This window comes from Nocardia sp. NPDC004604 (genome assembly GCF_040609795.1).
Classification (GTDB): Bacteria; Actinomycetota; Actinomycetes; order Mycobacteriales; family Mycobacteriaceae; genus Nocardia.
This window is the reverse complement of sequence record NZ_JBEXLC010000090.1, coordinates 1-17,195: the sequence shown is the minus strand read 5'-3', so window position 1 is coordinate 17,195 and position 17,195 is coordinate 1. Positions and strand designations below refer to the sequence as shown.

At 66.5% G+C, this 17,195-nt stretch carries 15 protein-coding genes and 1 pseudogene; 4 read left to right on the top strand and 12 right to left on the bottom strand.

Features of this window, described 5'->3' with window-relative positions; all coding sequences use genetic code 11:
- Positions 1–19 precede the first annotated feature (19 nt).
- Entirely contained in the window at positions 20–601 is a 582-nt protein-coding gene (locus tag ABZW16_RS28320) for an NAD(P)H-dependent oxidoreductase (RefSeq protein ID WP_354959111.1), read from the bottom strand.
- 52 nt (positions 602–653) lie between these two features.
- Here ABZW16_RS28320 and soxR point away from each other — a divergent pair, with 52 nt between their 5' ends.
- A complete protein-coding gene (gene soxR, locus ABZW16_RS28315) occupies positions 654–1,109 on the top strand; it encodes a redox-sensitive transcriptional activator SoxR (RefSeq protein WP_354959110.1) in 456 nt (151 codons plus the stop codon).
- A 90-nt stretch (positions 1,110–1,199) separates the two neighbouring features.
- Here soxR and ABZW16_RS28310 read toward each other — a convergent pair whose 3' ends face one another.
- From ABZW16_RS28310 to hflX, 5 genes are all read right to left on the bottom strand, one after another.
- Positions 1,200–2,024, bottom strand: a complete 825-nt coding sequence (locus ABZW16_RS28310; RefSeq protein ID WP_354959109.1) for an alpha/beta hydrolase — start codon at positions 2,022–2,024, stop codon at positions 1,200–1,202.
- 255 nt (positions 2,025–2,279) lie between these two features.
- On the bottom strand, positions 2,280–3,425 hold the full coding sequence (locus ABZW16_RS28305) for an acyl-CoA dehydrogenase family protein (protein WP_354959108.1): 1,146 nt from the start codon (positions 3,423–3,425) through the stop codon (positions 2,280–2,282).
- A 256-nt stretch (positions 3,426–3,681) separates the two neighbouring features.
- The gene (locus ABZW16_RS28300) at positions 3,682–4,749 is read right to left on the bottom strand and encodes an alpha/beta hydrolase family protein (RefSeq protein ID WP_354959107.1); all 1,068 of its coding nucleotides are present in this window, start codon (positions 4,747–4,749) and stop codon (positions 3,682–3,684) included.
- Between the two features lie 45 nt (positions 4,750–4,794).
- Complete coding sequence (locus tag ABZW16_RS28295) at positions 4,795–5,694, bottom strand: lysophospholipid acyltransferase family protein (RefSeq protein WP_354959105.1); 900 nt, start codon at positions 5,692–5,694, stop codon at positions 4,795–4,797.
- Between the two features lie 194 nt (positions 5,695–5,888).
- On the bottom strand, positions 5,889–7,355 hold the full coding sequence (gene hflX / locus ABZW16_RS28290; RefSeq protein WP_354959136.1) for a GTPase HflX: 1,467 nt from the start codon (positions 7,353–7,355) through the stop codon (positions 5,889–5,891).
- Positions 7,356–7,802: 447 nt separating this feature from the next.
- Here hflX and ABZW16_RS28285 point away from each other — a divergent pair, with 447 nt between their 5' ends.
- Positions 7,803–8,018 (top strand): hypothetical protein, encoded by a 216-nt coding sequence (locus ABZW16_RS28285; RefSeq protein WP_354959104.1) that lies wholly within the window; start codon positions 7,803–7,805, stop codon positions 8,016–8,018.
- A gap of 325 nt (positions 8,019–8,343) precedes the next feature.
- On the opposite strand, the gene dapF is transcribed toward ABZW16_RS28285, so the two are convergent.
- Genes dapF through ABZW16_RS28265 form a run of 4 tightly spaced genes read right to left on the bottom strand, consistent with a single transcriptional unit; the run spans position 8,344 to position 11,854 of the window.
- On the bottom strand, positions 8,344–9,222 hold the full coding sequence (dapF, locus tag ABZW16_RS28280; protein WP_354959135.1) for a diaminopimelate epimerase: 879 nt from the start codon (positions 9,220–9,222) through the stop codon (positions 8,344–8,346).
- A 27-nt stretch (positions 9,223–9,249) separates the two neighbouring features.
- Complete coding sequence (locus ABZW16_RS28275; protein ID WP_354959103.1) at positions 9,250–10,083, bottom strand: TrmH family RNA methyltransferase; 834 nt, start codon at positions 10,081–10,083, stop codon at positions 9,250–9,252.
- Positions 10,084–10,091: 8 nt separating this feature from the next.
- The gene (gene miaA, locus ABZW16_RS28270; RefSeq protein WP_354959134.1) at positions 10,092–11,009 is read right to left on the bottom strand and encodes a tRNA (adenosine(37)-N6)-dimethylallyltransferase MiaA; all 918 of its coding nucleotides are present in this window, start codon (positions 11,007–11,009) and stop codon (positions 10,092–10,094) included.
- Between the two features lie 56 nt (positions 11,010–11,065).
- Positions 11,066–11,854 (bottom strand): hypothetical protein, encoded by a 789-nt coding sequence (locus tag ABZW16_RS28265; RefSeq protein WP_354959102.1) that lies wholly within the window; start codon positions 11,852–11,854, stop codon positions 11,066–11,068.
- Between the two features lie 267 nt (positions 11,855–12,121).
- Here ABZW16_RS28265 and ABZW16_RS28260 point away from each other — a divergent pair, with 267 nt between their 5' ends.
- Entirely contained in the window at positions 12,122–13,603 is a 1,482-nt protein-coding gene (locus tag ABZW16_RS28260; protein WP_354959101.1) for a DUF349 domain-containing protein, read from the top strand.
- Between the two features lie 108 nt (positions 13,604–13,711).
- Here ABZW16_RS28260 and ABZW16_RS28255 read toward each other — a convergent pair whose 3' ends face one another.
- Entirely contained in the window at positions 13,712–14,293 is a 582-nt protein-coding gene (locus tag ABZW16_RS28255; protein ID WP_354959133.1) for a hypothetical protein, read from the bottom strand.
- A gap of 472 nt (positions 14,294–14,765) precedes the next feature.
- Positions 14,766–16,322 (bottom strand): tRNA (N6-isopentenyl adenosine(37)-C2)-methylthiotransferase MiaB, encoded by a 1,557-nt coding sequence (gene miaB / locus ABZW16_RS28250; RefSeq protein ID WP_354959100.1) that lies wholly within the window; start codon positions 16,320–16,322, stop codon positions 14,766–14,768.
- Positions 16,323–16,586: 264 nt separating this feature from the next.
- Here miaB and ABZW16_RS28245 point away from each other — a divergent pair.
- Positions 16,587–17,099: pseudogene (locus ABZW16_RS28245) on the top strand (amino acid ABC transporter ATP-binding protein); the annotation flags it as partial.
- Between the last annotated feature and the right edge of the window lie 96 nt (positions 17,100–17,195).

Below are 17,195 nucleotides of genomic sequence, written 5' to 3'. Positions count from 1 at the left end.
ATCGTTGGTTGGGGGCGGTTCAAGCGGCGTAGGGGTGCTCGGATCGAGCGACTTCCAGGGCTCGGCCGAACCAGAGGAGTTGATCGATCAACTTCGCGGCGGCGGCGTCACTGGCCGCCGTGGATGTCAGCTCGCCCGATGCGCTTATGGCGTTGTGGAAGCTCACGGTTTCGCGAACAGTCACCGCGTGCAGTTCGGTGAAGACCTGCCGAAGGTGCTCGACTGCGCGAAGTCCACCTGCCATGCCTCCGTAGGAGACGAATCCGATCGGCTTGGCTTGCCACTGGGTGTAATGCCAGTCGATGGCGTTCTTCAGCGGCGCGGGATAGCTGTGGTTGTACTCCGGTGTCACCACGACGAATGCGTCGGCCGCCGCGAGGCGCGGGCTGACAGCCGCCAGTGCCGCGACCTCCTGTGCCCCGAGGTCGGTCGACAGCCGTTCGGGCAGAGGCGATTCCGCGAGGTCGATGACATCGACGGTGATTCCCGCACGCTGCTCGGCGTGTTCGACGAACCAGTTGGCGACTGTCGGGCCGAATCGGCCCGCGCGGGTGCTGCCGACGATCACGGCGAGAGTCAGTGGACTTTCGGATGCGGTCATAGGTAAAGCCTCGAACTTAAACACGAGTTCAAGTCAAGATAGTGTGGGCCGAGTGACACCGCCGCATCCTGAAGTCGCCGAAGTGACGATCGGCGAACTGGCCGAACGCAGCGGTGTTCCGGCCTCGGCGCTGCGCTTCTACGAGCGGCAAGGGCTCATCCACAGTCGTCGCACCACCGGGAATCAGCGTCGCTATACCCGTGCGACGTTGCGGCAGGTTGCCTTCATCCGCGCCTCACACCATCTGGGCATCCCCCTGTCGGTGATCGGCAAGGTCCTGGCACTGCTGCCACCGGGTGAAGTACCGGGCCAGGAGTTCTGGGCCAGGGCGTCCGATTGCTGGACCGAGGACATCAACTCCAGAATCGCGCGGCTGGAGCGGATGCGCGATCGGTTCTCCGAATGCATCGGCTGCGGCTGCCTGTCGTTCCCGCAATGCGCACTCGTCAACCCGAACGACGAACTGGGCAAAGAAGGTTCGGGTCCGCGGCGACTCTTCGACAACTGAGGCGTCGCTCGAACAGGCGATGCTGGCGCTGGACGGCCGAAGAGCCGTACACGGCTGATCGCGCCGGTTGGGGCCCCGAGCCGACGAAGGCTAGTCGGCGGCGCTGCCTGCGATTCGCAGAATTTCGTCGACGATCAGCTCGGGTTCGGTGAACATGATCAGATGACCGGAGCGTTGTGCCTCGACCAGCCGACCGTTGGGGAAGGCGGCGGCGGTGCGGCGATGGGCGGCGGTCAGCGCCATCCGGGTCTTTTTGTCCAGCCGTGACAATTTCGTCCCGGTGATGACGCTGACTTCGAGAGCACCGAGTCCATGTGGCTGCTCGCGCAGCTTTCCCAAACCCGTACTGAATTGGTCCTGTTCGGCGATCATGATGCGTGCGGCCCGCATTGTGAAGTCCTCGGCGCGATGGTCGGCGGCGATATCGGCGGGTTGCTTACCGCCCATCCGGCTGCCGAGCAGCCGGTAGAGGCCGGACCTGGCGAGAACGGGCAGCAGCACCCGGGTCATCGCATACCGCTTCTCCGCTGAGGGCAGGAAATACAGCTCGCAGTTCTCATCGCTCTGATCGACGAGCACGATTCCCCGAATGTCCGCCGGATTCGCCCGCGCGGCGACGCGCACGACGGGGCCACCCCAGCTGTGCCCGACGAGAATGAAGGGGCCATCCCCCAGTTCCCGCAGCACGGCGGCGAGATCGTCGGCCATTCGGTCGAGCGTGCGCGGTTGTGGATCGTTATCGCTGCGCCCGGTTCCGGCCCGGTCGTAGACCACGGCACGCACACGCTCGGCGACCACCGGCTGGACCAGGCCCCAGATCGACCGCGAGAATCCCATACCGGATTCGAATACGACGGTCGGCCCACCCGATCCACGCACCATATAGTGCAGCCGACGGCCATCGGTTGTCGTCACGAATGCGCTTGTCCCGAAGGTGTGTCCCGCTTGGCGCCCCTGTCCGGCGACCCGCTCGATCACTGTGCCCAACCCGTCTTCCGTCGATGTCCGCGGAGCTCGCTGTGCCTGCCGCTCGAGCCGCGATGGCCCGCTTACAGGACTAGACAACTTCGGCCGATTGTGCAAACCGATCCGCTAGCGGGCAGGTCTCGACGGAGAACTCCAGCCGGTGACGGGGCGAGCGCCGCCGACTGGAGTCGAAACCGACTGCGGTCAGGCCAGTTTCAGCGAACGCCCGATGATCTCCTTCATGATCTCGGTGGTGCCGCCGTAGATGGTCTGGACGCGAGCGTCCATATAGGCCTTCGCGATCGGGTATTCCTTCATATAGCCGTAGCCGCCGTGCAGTTGCAGGCAGCGGTCGATGAGGTCGAGCTGTTCCTCGGTGCTCCACCACTTGGCCATCGCGGCATCCTCGACCGAGAGCTTGCCCGCATTGAGGTCTTCGATGAAGCGGTCGACCAAGACGCGAACCGCGGTGGTCTTCGTTGCCAGTTCGGCGAGCACGAACCGAGTGTTCTGCAGTGCGCCGATGGGCTTGCCGAACGCCTTGCGGTCACGGACGTACTGGATGGTCATCTCCAGGCAGGACTCCATGGCCGCGGCCGCCATGACGGCGATGGACAGGCGCTCCTGCGGCAGGTTGTGCATCAGGTGGATGAAGCCCATGCCCTCGGTGCCGAGCAGGTTCTTACCGGGGACGCGGACGTCGGTGAAGCTCAACTCGGCGGTGTCCTGCGCCTTGAGGCCGAGCTTGTCGAGGTTGCGACCGCGTTCGAAGCCGGGCATACCGCGCTCCACGACGAGCAGGCTGAAGCCCATCGCGCCCTTGGCTGGATCGGTCTGCGCGACGACGATGACGATATCGGAGTTGATGCCGTTGGTGATGAAGGTCTTGGCGCCGTTGAGGATCCAGTCGTCGCCGTCCTTCACCGCGCGGGTCTTGATGCCCTGGAGGTCGGAGCCGGTGCCGGGTTCGGTCATGGCGATGGCGGTAATGATCTCGCCGGAACAGAAGCCCGGCAGCCAGCGCTGCTTCTGCTCGTCATTGGCGAGCTCGAGCAGATATGGGGCGATCACATCGTTGTGGAGAGCGAAGCCGAGACCGGAGTACTGGCCGCGGACGGACTCCTCGGCCACGATCGCGTTATAGCGGAAGTCCTTCACCCCACCGCCGCCGCACTCCTCCGGCATGGCCATCCCGAGGAATCCCTGTTTACCGGCCTCGAGCCAGACCTGCCGGTCGACAATCCCCTGCTCTTCCCACTTCGCATGATTCGGCGCGACATGCTGATCGAGAAACTTGCGGAACGACTCCCGGAACAGCTCATGCTCGGGTTCGAACAGTGTGCGCTCCACACCAACCTCCTAATGACCACCCGGCCGGTCCACACCGACCCATCCTTCCCCATACGGTACCCGCAACAAGAACCCACGTTCACTTCCGACCCAAAAATTATGGCCTCACCTGGCCAAGGCCCCCCATTCCCCCGAACCAACCGAGATTCCCCACAAACCCCCCACCCCCACCAAATCACCCACCCACCGACAATGCGCTGATGCAGGAGCGCTCTCGTTTGCCTGCATCAGCGCATGGTGATCGTTTGTCCAGGGCTCAGGATGGGAGGCCTAGCCCCTGGGCGAGGACTGGCCAAGAGGATTTGAGGGCGTCTTGCCAGTAGCCCCAGGAGTGGGTTCCTGAGGGCTGGAAATCGTAGGTGGCGGGGATGCCGAGTTGATTGAGGCGGTTCTGCAGGTTGTGGGAGCAGTAGTTGGTCGCGGCTTCGAGCGCACCGCCGAGGGTGACCTGGTTGGTGAGGCCACCGACGCCGGGGAGGGCATGCGAGCCGTTGAGCGTATCCCACTGGCCGGGCATACCGTTGCCGTCGGAGATGAACAGGTTCAGGCCGCGCAGCTCGTCGGCGTGCACGTACGGGTCATTCGCGGCCCACATCGGATCACCTTGCGGCCCATACATATTCACGGAATCACCGCCACCCGTTGCGACCACGGAGTTGACCATGTTGTAGCCGACGGGGTCGGAGATCTGCGCGCAACCGCTGTAGGCGGCAACGGATTTGTACAGACCGGGTGCGGCGATCGGCAGTTGCAGCACCGAAGTGCCCGACATCGACAGGCCCGCGATCGCATTAGTGCCGTTCGTGCCGAGGCCGCTGTCGATGAGCGGCGGCAACTCCTGGGTGAGGAAGGTCTTCCACTTGTTGACGCCTAGCTCCGGATCCGGCGCGCGCCAGTCGGTGTAATAGCTCCAGTGGCCGCCGACCGGTGTGATCACATTCACATTCTTGTCATCGAAGAACTGCGCGGCATCGGTCCGCGCCTGCCAGGTCGCCGAATCCTCCCCGCCGCCAGCGCCATTGAGCAGATACAGGGTCGGTCGCGGGGCCGACGTGTCGGCGGGACGCTGCACCTGGATCTCGATGTTCTTGTCCATGGCGGCCGAATACACCTGCAGAGTCAGGTCACGGTTGTCCTCGACCGCAACCTCGGCGACATAGGAACCATCGGACGAGCGCGACGAGGCGAGCAGTGTGCCCGAGGAGATGATCGGATCGGCCGAACCGGCCGCGGATGCGAGAAATCCACCAGAGGCGGCCGGAAAACCCACCAAAACCGCCGCTACCCCCGCCACTGCCGCCATTCGCACTCTCGTACCAGCCATTCAGCCAAAGTAGGGAGAGTTACTGAAAAATAGCTGAGAGCAGCCTCAGAACAGACTGCGCAGTCGGCCGAAAAGGGTGCGACCCGGATCACGGTCGCGCTCGCTGAACAGGAACCGCAGTTCCTCCTCCAGCTCCTTGCGCACCACATCACGCAACTCCACCGCGGCGGCATGCTTATCGACCGCATCCCGCCACGGCGTCGGGTCGATCGGCGCACCGGCGGAGAAGTAGAAGCGCTCGGGGCGTGGAATACCGGTCGGGCCGACACCGCGGATCAGCGGCGGGGTCAGATCGCGGCTCAGGCCGAGCGCTTCGACGGCCCAGCGCAGTGGGCGCATTACCGGATGGTCGCCGTCGACAACGATGTCATAGGCGTCGTCGACGCCGATCATCGCCACCGGCACGATCGGCGCACCCGCTTCGATCGCCATATGGGCGAAGCCGGAGCGACCCTCCCATTTGAGGACGTACTTTTCGTTCTTGCGGCGCACGGCTTCTCGGCCACCGCCGGGAAAGACGATGACGGCCTCGCCGCGGGCCAGCAGCGCGAGGCAGTTGCTGCGATTGCCGCGCACCGACCCGAAGTGGTGCAGCAACTGCCGGATGCCGGGCACATTGATGAGCACATTCTCGGCAAGCCCGCGGATCAGCCGCCCGCGACGGCGCAGCACCTCCGGCAGCAACAGCGGTGCATCGATACCGCCCATCAGATTGTGGTTGCCGACCAGCAGTACCGGGCCCTCGGCCGGAATGTTCTCCAGGCCGTAGAACCGCGGACTCGTCCACGCGCGCAGCGGCGCGAGCAGGGCGTCGAGCACCCGCTTATCGGTGTCGGTGAGCGAAACCGATAGTGGCGCACCGTCACTCAGCACGGGCGTGGCGAGCGACGAATCACCGGAGCGCCGATCACCGGAATCGGCGGCACCGGAGTGGTCATGCGACATGGAACCCTCCTGATGTCGATTCGATGACGATAGCGCAACGAATTCGCCTGTGTCGCACCGGATGTGCCAGGGGTGCGCTACCGACCGGCCGGTCCGTGAACGAACTGGGCCGATACCGGAGCGTCGGCCGCCGCCCAGCCGCCACCCTCAGCGGGGTGGCCGACTGCTCGCCGGTCGCTGGATGACACCACGGCTCAGTGCGAATGCCCGTTGGTCTCGGCCGGACCCGATCCATTGGTTTGCGCCGAACCACCGGCGTGCGCGTACTGCGACAGTGCCGCGGCCAGTGCGTGCGGAACGCGTGCGCGGACCCGGGTGCCGCCCTCCTCGTGCTCGGAGGTGGTGATGCGCCCGTCCGCGTGGATGCGGGCGAGCAGATCGCCGCGGGTGTACGGCAGCAGCACGCTGATCTCCACATCGAGGCCACCGAGCACCTCGGCCAGGCGCTCACGCAGTTCGGCGATACCGGTGCCCCTGTGTGCGGATACATAGGACGCATCGGGCAGCATGGCGCGCAACCGGGTGAGCTCGACCGGGTCGATCGCATCGATCTTGTTGACCACCAACAGTTCCGGCGGCGCTGGCGTACCCGACTGCTTGATCACATCGGTGATCACCTCGCGGACCGCCTTGATCTGTTCGGCGGGCAGCGGATCGGAGCCGTCGACCACATGCAGCAGCAGATCGGCGCCGGTGACCTCCTCCAGGGTGGACCGGAACGCCTCGACCAACTGGGTCGGCAGATGCCGTACGAAACCGACGGTATCGGTGAAGACGACCTCGCGGCCGTCGTCCAACTCGGCGCGGCGAGTGGTCGGATCCAGGGTCGCGAACAGGGCGTCCTGGACCAGCAGGCCCGCGCCGGTCAGCGCGTTCATCAGACTGGATTTGCCCGCGTTGGTGTAACCGACGATCGCCACCGACGGGATGCCGCTGGAAGTGCGGCGGGCCCGCTTGGTGTCGCGTGCGGTCTTCATCTCGCGAATCTCGCGGCGCAGCTTGGCCATTCGTTCGCGGATACGACGGCGGTCGGTCTCGATCTTGGTCTCACCGGGACCACGCAGACCCACACCGCCACCGTTGCCACCCGCACGACCACCGGCCTGCCGGGACATGGACTCACCCCAACCGCGCAGTCGCGGCAGCATGTATTCCATCTGGGCGAGCGAGACCTGCGCCTTGCCTTCGCTGGAGGTGGCGTGCTGGGCGAAGATATCCAGGATCAGCGCGGTCCGGTCGATCACCTTGACCTTGACGACCTTCTCCAGCGCGGTCAGCTGTGCCGGTGTCAGTTCACCGTCGCAGATCACCGTATCGGCGCCGCTTTCGAGCACCACCGCACGCAGTTCGTCGGCCTTGCCGGAACCGATGTAGGTGGCCGGGTCCGGCTTGTCGCGGCGCTGGATCAGGCCCTCCAGAACCTCCGAACCGGCGGTCTCGGCCAGCGCGGCCAGTTCGGCCATGCTCGCCTCGGCCTGGATGGCGGTGCCGGTGGTCCAGACCCCGACCAGCACGACCCGTTCCAGGCGCAGCTGCCGGTACTCGACCTCGGTGATATCGGTGAGCTCCGTGGACAGACCCGCGACTCGGCGTAGCGAGGAGCGCTCGTCGAGCTGCATCTCGCCGACCGTGGGATCGGCGGTCCACCCGGACCGCTTCATCCGCGCGGCGTGCTCGGCTACTACGTCGCCGGTGTCTTCCGTCGTGTCCTCGACGGCCTCGTTGTCATCGTCGGCCGGAGTGAATTCATAAGTCTTTGATTTCGTCATACAACACCCATGCTGCCACGCGAGCTCAGGTACGCGCATTCGGTTATCCCTGAACACGGCCGACACCCGTGGTTCACACCGGTCCAGGCGAGCCGCCGACGCCGACAATTTGTCCGCAGTTCGGACACCAGCGCACCGTGACCCAAGTCCACAGATCGTAATCCCCGCCGACCTCAGCGCACATCAGAGCGACCCGCACGGCACCACCGGATCATCCCCAGGCGGTGTCCCGGTAGTAGTCGCCGAGAATCAGGCGGATAAGGCGTTAACCGCTGTTCAGCTCGTCGAGGGCCGCGGCCGAGTTCTGGCCGGGATCAGATCAGGTCCATCCAGTCTCCGGTGCTGATCATCGCCGCCGACAACGACATAATCCGCCCCGAGCACACCATCGAGATGTATCGACTCCTGGGTGGCGGCGTCGAGGGCACCAAAGGCATGCCCGCCGCACGCTTGGCAGTGCTTCCCGCTACCTCACATCTCACCGTGTTCGACCAGACACCGCTGTTGCTCCCGATCGTCCTCGACTTCCTGGGCGTATCCGAAGCGGGCCGGTGAGCATTCGTCAGAGCCGATCCTCGTACTCCCGGTGGCGCGGCGACAACGCTCGAGCTCGGCCGGTGGCCGCCCGCCACACCTCGCCCGGTGTTCGATCGACGCACCGTCCGGGTGCGGTATGTCGTCGCTCAGCTCCGCGAGTTGGGCGACCGCTGATCTCGGTGGTAACCCACCCGAGTTGCCCACGATGGTTCGCCAGATGCGGTGTGCGCTGATGAGGGGTCGCCGCCAATGGCATTGATCGTCTCCGTTCAGCACTGGTTGTGCTGTCCGAGCACTGCGGAACAGATAGGCCGGCGCGGACCGAGGCCACGCGACCAGCGAGCTAGGCGGTCTCCCACCAGCTTTCGGCAATCCGACCGGTTGCCACCAGCACCGACGGCCCACGCAACCATGCCGCGCCCTCGGCCAGGCGGACGGTGACTTCACCGCCGGGTACCCGAACCCGGACCTCACCGCTATCGGTGGCGATGCGGAAACCGTTGGCGGCCAAGGCGGCCGCCGCGGTGGCGACAGTTCCCGTTCCGCAGGAACGGGTTTCGCCGACACCACGTTCATAGACGCGCATATCGACCGCGCCGTCGACCAGTCCGGTAACGATCTCGACATTCACGCCGTGCGGGAACAGATCCGGGTCGAATCCGGGGGCGACGCCAAGGTCGAGTTTGGCGAGCGCGTCGGCGGACAGGCTCGCATCGACGCAGGCCAGGTGCGGATTGCCGACATCGATGCCGATACCGGGAAACGCCCAGCCGCCGATGGTGGCGGTCGACGGGCCCAATTCGCGCACCATCCCCATACCGACGGTGACCTCGCCGTTGACCGGCCCGCCGCTGTGCACGGTGACCGGACGGGCTCCGGCCCGACTGCCGACCACGTACTCCGCGCGCGATTCGAGTCCCTGTGCCGCCAGGTAGTGCGCGAAAACCCGCACCCCGTTGCCGCACATCTCGGCGATCGAGCCGTCGGCATTGCGGTAGTCCATGAACCAGTCGGAGTCGGCGACACCCTCCGGGATCTCGGCGAGCACACCGGCGTCGCGCAGCGCACCGGCGCGCGCCACCCGCAGCACACCGTCCGCGCCGAGGCCGCGCTGGCGATCGCAGAGCGCGGCCACCCGGTCCGCGGTCAGGTCCAGGCGGACCTGCGGATCGGGCAGCACCACGAAATCGTTCTGGGTGCCATGGCCCTTGGTGAACTCGATATCCGACACGTCGCGCATTCTCCCTGTTTATCGTCCTCGAACCAACGTACGGCGCTGCCGTGAAATTTCGTACAGCGCGACCGCGGCGGCCGATGGCGCGCCCAGCGAGCTGGCGGTGCCACCCATCGGGATGTAGACCATATCGTCACAGGCCTGCTGCCAGGCCGCGCTCATGCCGCTGGTCTCATTGCCGATGACCAGGATGGTCGCCTCGGCGAAGTCGTAGTCGAAGACCGCGTGCGCACCGTTCTCGTCGGTGCCGACGATGCGGGTCGGGATTCCCCGCTGCACCTGCCGGTCGCGGAATTCGAGTACCTGCGCGGTCCCGGCCGCACGGAATACCGGCATGGCGAACAGCGAACCGGTGGACGCGCGCACCGCGTGCGGATCGTATTGGTCGGCGCCGTGGCCGGTGACGATGATGCCGCTGGCGCCGAACGCATCCGCCGAGCGGATGAGCGTACCGAGATTGCCCGGCGAGTTGGGGCGGTCGAAGACGATCACCACCGGCGGTGCCGGGTCACCGGGTTCGCCGGGTTCGAAGGTATCGAGCTCGGGCTGCTTCGATACCGCGACGGCCACCAATTCCGGTATGCCGGTGGACTTCTCGCCGAGTTCGGCCATCAGCTCCGGCACCAGGCCAACCTGCGGCACACCGCTGGTCTCCAGTAGTTCACGCGCCCAGCTCGACAGGTCGGGCGTGCCGAGCCGGTAGAGCATCGTCTCCAGCGGCCAGTCGTTGGCGATCGCCTGGGTGATCGGACGCACGCCCTGCACCAGGAAGCGACCGTCGCGGTGGCGTTTGGTGCGGTTGCTCAGGTACGCCTGCCACACCTGCACCGAGGCATTGCGGGTACTCATACGACGTGTCACTGCGGCGTCCGTTCCTTCTCGAGCAGGGTGAGTGCGGCCACGACCAGATCGGGATCGGCGCCGTCCACCCAGCGCACCCGGGGATCGCGGCGGAACCACGAGCGCTGCCGCCGGACGTAGCGCCGGGTGCCGATCAGGGTGCGTTCCTGTGCGTGGTTCAGGTCGTATTCGTTGTCCAGATACGACAGGACTTGCGCGTAGCCGATCGCCCGGCGCGCCGTGACGCCCTCGCGCAGACCCTGATCGATGAGGCCACGGACCTCCTCGACGAGACCGGCCTCGAACATCCGCGCGGTGCGCAATTCGATGCGCGCGTCGAGTTCGGCCGTCTCCCGGTCGACCCCGATGATCACGGTGCCCCAGCGCGGTCGTCCGATGGCGGGCGCCGAGGCCGCGAACGGGCGGCCGGTGAGTTCGACGACCTCGAGCGCGCGCACCATGCGGCGGCCATCGGTGGGCAGAATGGTCGCCGCGGCGGCCGGATCGGCCTGTCGCAGTGCCTCGTGCACCGCGCCGAGGCCGCGCTCGGCCAGCAGCTGCTCCCAGCGCGCGCGGACCGTGGGGTCGGTGGCCGGAAACTCCCAATCATCGAGCAGCGCTTGGACATACATCATCGACCCGCCCACGATGATCGGAATGCGCCCGCGGGCCATGATCTCGCGCACGTCCACGCTGGCCGCGGCCTGGTAGGCGGCGACGGTCGCGGTTTCGGTCACGTCGAGGACATCGAGTTGATGGTGCGGGATGTCGCGGCGTTCGGCCGGAAGGAGTTTCGCGGTGCCGACATCCATGCCGCGGTAGAGCTGCATCGCATCGATATTCACGATTTCGCCGCCGATCCGCTCGGCGAGATCGAGACCGAGATCGGATTTGCCGGTGGCGGTGGGGCCGACGACGGCGATCGGAGTTATCACGGTGCCGGACAACGGGTTCCCCGGCGCCGAGCCCGTCGAATGCGAATCCGAATCGATCACGAACCACCTCCCGATGCGCTCGGCCGCCAGACGCTCACCTGATACCCGACGCCGAACGGGGCATCGCTGTACAGGGTTTCGACGCAGGGGGCTTTCGGATCCGCGGCGAACAGTCCCGCGAGCACCTGATAGGCCGCGCGCCCGGATAGTGCCAGTTCGGCGCACAGTGCCGGATCCAAGGCGAGCAGTCCCGCGGTATCACCTTCTGCCAGGGCCCGGTCCAGCTCGCGCTGCACGTCGGCGGCGCGCTCGTCGAGATAGCCGGGCGCCTTGACTGTGAGGGTTGCGGCGCCGTCGGCGATCACCAGGACACCGGCCGGTTCGGGCGAGCCGTCCAGGGCGCTGCGCAGGTCCGCGCCGATCCGGGCACACCGATCGGCGGGGGTATCCGCGGCGACCAGCGTCGTCGAGGCCACCGCATCGGGTGCGATCTGTCCACGCAACCACCCGGCGATCAGGGCGGGTAGCGGCAGCTGCGGATCCGCTGCGTCGGGACTGTGCCGGACCCGCGCAAGCGCATCGTCGGAGAGTGCGACCCGGACGTCCGCACCGAAACCGCGGAAGGTGCCGACCGCGTCCTGGCCGACGACATGTGCAGCTTCGCCCACACCGATGACCGTCCAGTGCCGAGTCACCTCGGCCAATGCGCCGACCGCGGTGAGTGCGGCCGCGCGCAGCACGGCCGGCGCGTCATCGGGACCGGCCCCTGCCGCGTGCGCGAGACCGCCGCAGAGCTCGGGCACCAGGATCGGCGGCGACGGGACCAAGGCCGCAATGGAGAACACGCCGTAAACCGTAGTCGTTGGCCGAATGAGCGATCCACACCGCCGCTGTCGCCCTCTAGTAACGCCCGGCTTCGAGTGTCTCTGCCGCAAACTTGGCCGAGATTGATAGTGTTCGAGGTGCTACAACCCAGGTCATCACGGGTTGATTTCCCTGGGAATCATCAGTCGGAGGGTATTGATCGATGGTTTACAGGGCTCGGACCGGGTTCAATGGAGTGAGCTAGGGCGTAACCAGGCAGCCGTGACGCGCGGCAGGGACGAGGAGCAATGAATCAAGCATCGCGCAGCGATTCAGTGAGGGGTGGTGGCCGGGAGACGGGTGGGCGCGACAGCAACGGAACGGCGAAAGCGAACCCGGGCAGCACGCCGCGCCCCTCGGATGCCCCGAAGACCGCCGCGCCTAAACCTTCCGCCACCCCGAAACCGTCCGCGGCCCCCAAACCAGGTGGGTCGACGGCACATCCGAAACCGCATGCGATCAAACCAGCGCCGGGTCCAGCCGCACAACATCCGCATCCGGTCGTTGTCCCGACCGTCAGCGATCCGAGCGCCTGGGGCCGCGTCGACGACGACGGCACCGCCTGGGTGAAGACCGCCGACGGCGAGCGCATCGTCGGGTCGTGGCAGGCCGGTGACGCTGCCGAGGGGCTCGTGCACTTCGGCCGCCGGTTCGATGATCTGGCCACCGAAGTGGCGCTGCTCGAGGCGCGGCTGGCCGCTGGCGCGGATGCCCGCAAGACCAAGGCCGCCGCGGTCACCATCGCCGAATCGCTACCCACCGCGGCCGTTATCGGCGATATCGACGGGCTGGCGCGACGACTGCAGGCCATTGCCGAACACTCCGAAGAGGCGGCGGCACACGCCAAGGAGGAGAAGGAAAAGGCCAGGCATGAGCACACCGAGCGCAAGGAAGCGCTGTGTGCCGAAGCCGAGAAGATCGCCACCGAATCCACCCAGTGGAAGGCCGCGGGCGATCGGCTGCGCGAAATCCTCGACGAGTGGAAGTCGATCCGCGGGGTGGACCGCAAGGTCGACGACGCGCTATGGAAGCGCTACTCCAAGGCACGCGAGGCGTTCAACCGGCGCCGTGGCGCGCACTTCGCCGAACTCGATCGCGAACGCGCGGCCGCGAAGACGCGCAAGGAAGAACTCTGCGTCCGTGCCGAGGAGCTGTCCGGCTCCACCGACTGGGGTGGTACGGCCGGTGTGTTCCGTGATCTGCTGGCCGAGTGGAAGGCCGCGGGGCGGGCGCCGCGCGAGGCCGACGAGGCGCTGTGGCGGCGGTTCAAGAGCGCCCAGGATGTGTTCTTCGCGGCGCGCAATGCCGCGGTCTCCGAACGCGACGCCGAATTCGAGCACAATGCGGCCGCCAAGGAAGAGCTGCTGCGCGCCTACGAGCACATCGATCCGGCCAATGGCCTGGACTCGGCCCGCGCCGCACTGCGCGAACTGCAGGACAAGTGGGATGCGATCGGCAAGGTGCCGCGCGAGCGCATCCAGGAGTTGGAGGGCAAGCTGCGCGTCATCGAAAAGCGGGTCCGCGACGCGGTGGACGCCCAGTGGCGGCGCACCGATCCGGAGGCAATGGCGCGGGCAGCGCAGTTCCGCGAGCGGGTGGCACAGTTCGAGGAGCAGGCCGCAAAGGCAACCGCCGCCGGAAACAAGCGGGATGCCGAGAAGGCGCTGGAGCAGGCCAAGCAGTGGCGCGAATGGGCCGAGGCCGCGGAGGGTGCCGTCAGCAATCGCTGATGGTCAGCGGCGGTGCAATGCGCTGAGCGTGCACTCTGCGCCGAATCCGGCGATCCATGCCGGATGCTGGCGAAAGTGCACGCTCAGCGCGTTTCAGCGGGCGGAGGTTCAGGAATCGCCGATGCGGCGGCGGCGATCGCGTTCCTCGGCGGCGGCCGCCGCGATGCGGCGCTGTTCTTCCGCGGCGAGTTGCAGTGCGGTACGGCTCCAGACGACGCGGATCCAGTGGAATGTCAGGACGATGATCGCGATGGCGCCGAGAATCAGCCCGACGCCGGGGCCCGCACCGTGATAGTTGCCGAGGCCGGGGGTCTGGCGGTGCCAGATGGCGAAGACACCGAAGACGCTGCCGATGGCCGATCCGGCCACGGCGATCCACGCGAGCACCCAGCGGCGGGTCATCAAGGCGAGCAGCGAGAATCCGATGCCGAACAGGACTGCGAACCAGACAAAGATCCGCGACGGCAGACCGATGTGCTCCGCACGGGCGGCATCGGTGCCGAGCAGCACATCGAAACCGCGGGCACCCCCGGCATGCGGCAGCACCAACGACAGCAGCAGCAGGAATACCGCCCCAGCAACCACCAGCGCGCGCACGCCCGGATCGATCTCTCCGGCAATGCGCCGCTCGACGGCGTCGAGTTCGTCCTTGAACTGCTCGAAGTCGTTGCTGCTGTCGACCGAGTTCACTGAGCCCTCGTTTCCTTCGGCTGATTCGTGGTCCGCTGCCTTATCCGCACCCACTGTGCCATCAGTGCTCTCAGCGGCCTCAGCCGACCCACTACGTCCGGTAGTACTTTCCTCATCGTCGCCCGAGCCCGACGTCGGATTGCCCGCGACGCCGCCCTCATACGGGGTCGAGGAACCGCCGTCGGGTACGCGCCCGGACGCCGGATCCGTGTCCTCGACCGCGTGATCAGCTCGGGCACCATCCGAATTCGATGCGGACGAACCAGCCCCCGGTGCACCGTATTCGCGGTCGGGCGCGGCGTCCGCTCCCTCGGCACCGCGCGCCGTGTCGTCGTCACCCGGCCGGATGCTCACGAATCCACCTCGCTACCGCTCGATCGCGTGCAGGCGTTCAGTGAACGTTTCGTCGGCGCGGTCGACACCGCCGCGCTCGCCCTGGCCGCGGTGACAACCGCACCAGTGGCTCGCACGATCATGCGCCGCAACCGGTTGAGCAGCCAGCGGCGGCCGGTTCCGGTGCGGGGGCGCCGATGCGGGGCAGGCCGAGGCCGACACCGATGGGTTCGGTCTTCGGGGTGATGCCGCGCTCGTGGGCGTCACCCGCACGGGTGCGGCGGTGCGACTTGATGGCCGAATCGGCGATCAGGTGGTGCGGGGCCGCGTCGGTGATATCGACGGTGATGATGTCGCCCGGACGGATCCGCTCGGCGGTGCCTTCGGGGCGGAAGTGCACGAGCCTGCCGTCGCGGGCGCGGCCGCTCATCCTGGCGGTCGCGGCATTCTTCTTGCCAGCGCCCTCGGCCACGAGCAGTTCCACCTCGGTGCCGATCAACGCGCGGTTCGCATCGAGGGAGATCTCCTCCTGTAGCGCGATCAGCCGGTCGTAGCGTTCCTGGACCACGGCCTTGGGTAGCTGGTCGGGCATATCCGCGGCCGGTGTGCCGGGACGCTTGGAGTACTGGAAGGTGTAGGCGCTGGTGAACCGCGCCTGCCGAACCACATCCAGGGTCTCCTGGAAGTCCTCCTCGGTTTCGCCCGGGAAGCCGACAATGATGTCGGTGGTGATCGCGGCATGCGGCATCGCGGCCCGCACCTTCTCGATAATGCCCAGATAGCGCGCCTTGCGGTAGGAGCGGCGCATCGCCTTGAGCACCCGATCCGAACCGGACTGCAGCGGCATGTGCAGCTGCGGGCAGACATTGGGGGTCTCGGCCATCGCCTCGATCACGTCATCGGTGAATTCGGCCGGATGCGGCGAGGTGAAACGCACCCGCTCCAACCCGTCGATCCGTCCGGCGGCGCGCAGCAGTTTGGCGAATGCGCCGCGATCGCGGGCCTCATCGGGATCGGCGAAGGAGGCGCCATAGGAATTCACGTTCTGACCGAGCAGCGTGACTTCCAGCACGCCCTGGTCGACCAGCGCCTGCACCTCGGCGAGCACATCACCGGGACGGCGGTCGACCTCCTTGCCGCGCAGTGACGGCACGATGCAGAACGTGCAGGTGTTGTTGCAACCCACCGAGATCGAAACCCAGCCTGCATAGGCGGATTCACGCTTGGCGGGCAGGCTCGACGGGAACGCCTCCAGCGATTCCAGGATCTCCACCTGCGCCTCGGCATTGTGCCGGGCCCGCTCCAGCAGCACCGGCAGCGAACCGATGTTGTGCGTACCGAACACCACATCCACCCACGGCGCCTTGCGCACGACGGTGTCGCGGTCCTTCTGTGCCAGGCAGCCGCCGACGGCGATCTGCATGCCGGGCCGGTCGGCCTTGATGGGCGCGAGGTGGCCGAGAGTGCCGTAGAGCTTGTTGTCGGCGTTCTCGCGCACCGCGCAGGTATTGAAGACGACGAGGTCGGCCGTCGCGCCGGGCGCGGCCTTCACATAACCCGCATCCTCGAGTAGGCCGGATAAGCGTTCGGAATCGTGCACGTTCATCTGGCAACCGAAGGTGCGGACCTCGTAACTGCGGGTGCCGTCCTGGGCCGAAGGTGCGGGAGACAACACTGCCTGTCCGATCGAATCCACCCATCCAGGGTACGGGGGTGGGCAATGTGGGTTTTCAGCGCATCGGCGCAGGCTCCGGGCCCCGACCGAGTCGCATCGGATGGGTTACGGCCCTGTGTCGGACCGGCGTGTCGCGACGGTGTGTCGCGGAAACCGGGGCAAATCGCCGTTTTCCGCTTAAGGTCTTGGACCATGACCGACGAAGCCGCCGTGCCCGACACAATCGGGTTGGCCAAAACCGGGGCAACTAGTTCTGATGAGGGCAGTACCGCCACGGGCGCACCGATGATTTCGATGCGCAATGTGGACAAGCATTTCGGTGAACTGCATGTTCTGCGCGATATCAACCTCGAAGTCCCCAAGGGGCAGGTCGTCATTGTTCTCGGTCCCTCGGGATCCGGGAAGTCGACGCTGTGCCGCACCATCAACCGCCTCGAGCCCATCGACTCCGGCGATATCGCCATTGACGGCGTGCCGCTGCCCGCCGAGGGCCGAGCGCTTGCCGCACTGCGTGCCGACGTCGGGATGGTGTTCCAATCGTTCAACCTCTTCGCTCATAAGACGATCGTGGAGAACGTGATGCTTGCGCCGCTGAAGGTGCGCAGGGTCAAGAAGGACGACGCCCGCAAGCGCGCGATGGAACTGCTCGAGCGCGTCGGCATCGCCAACCAGGCCGATAAGTATCCGGCGCAGCTGTCCGGCGGCCAGCAGCAGCGGGTGGCGATCGCCCGGGCGCTGGCGATGAGCCCGAAGGTGATGCTGTTCGACGAGCCCACCTCGGCATTGGACCCGGAGATGATGTTCGTTAATTGAATTTGATGACTCTTTAGCCGATACTTCCTCATCGGAAGGTGCTGGTTCAGTTGTTGTCGCTTCATTTGCACCAGCAGTTGC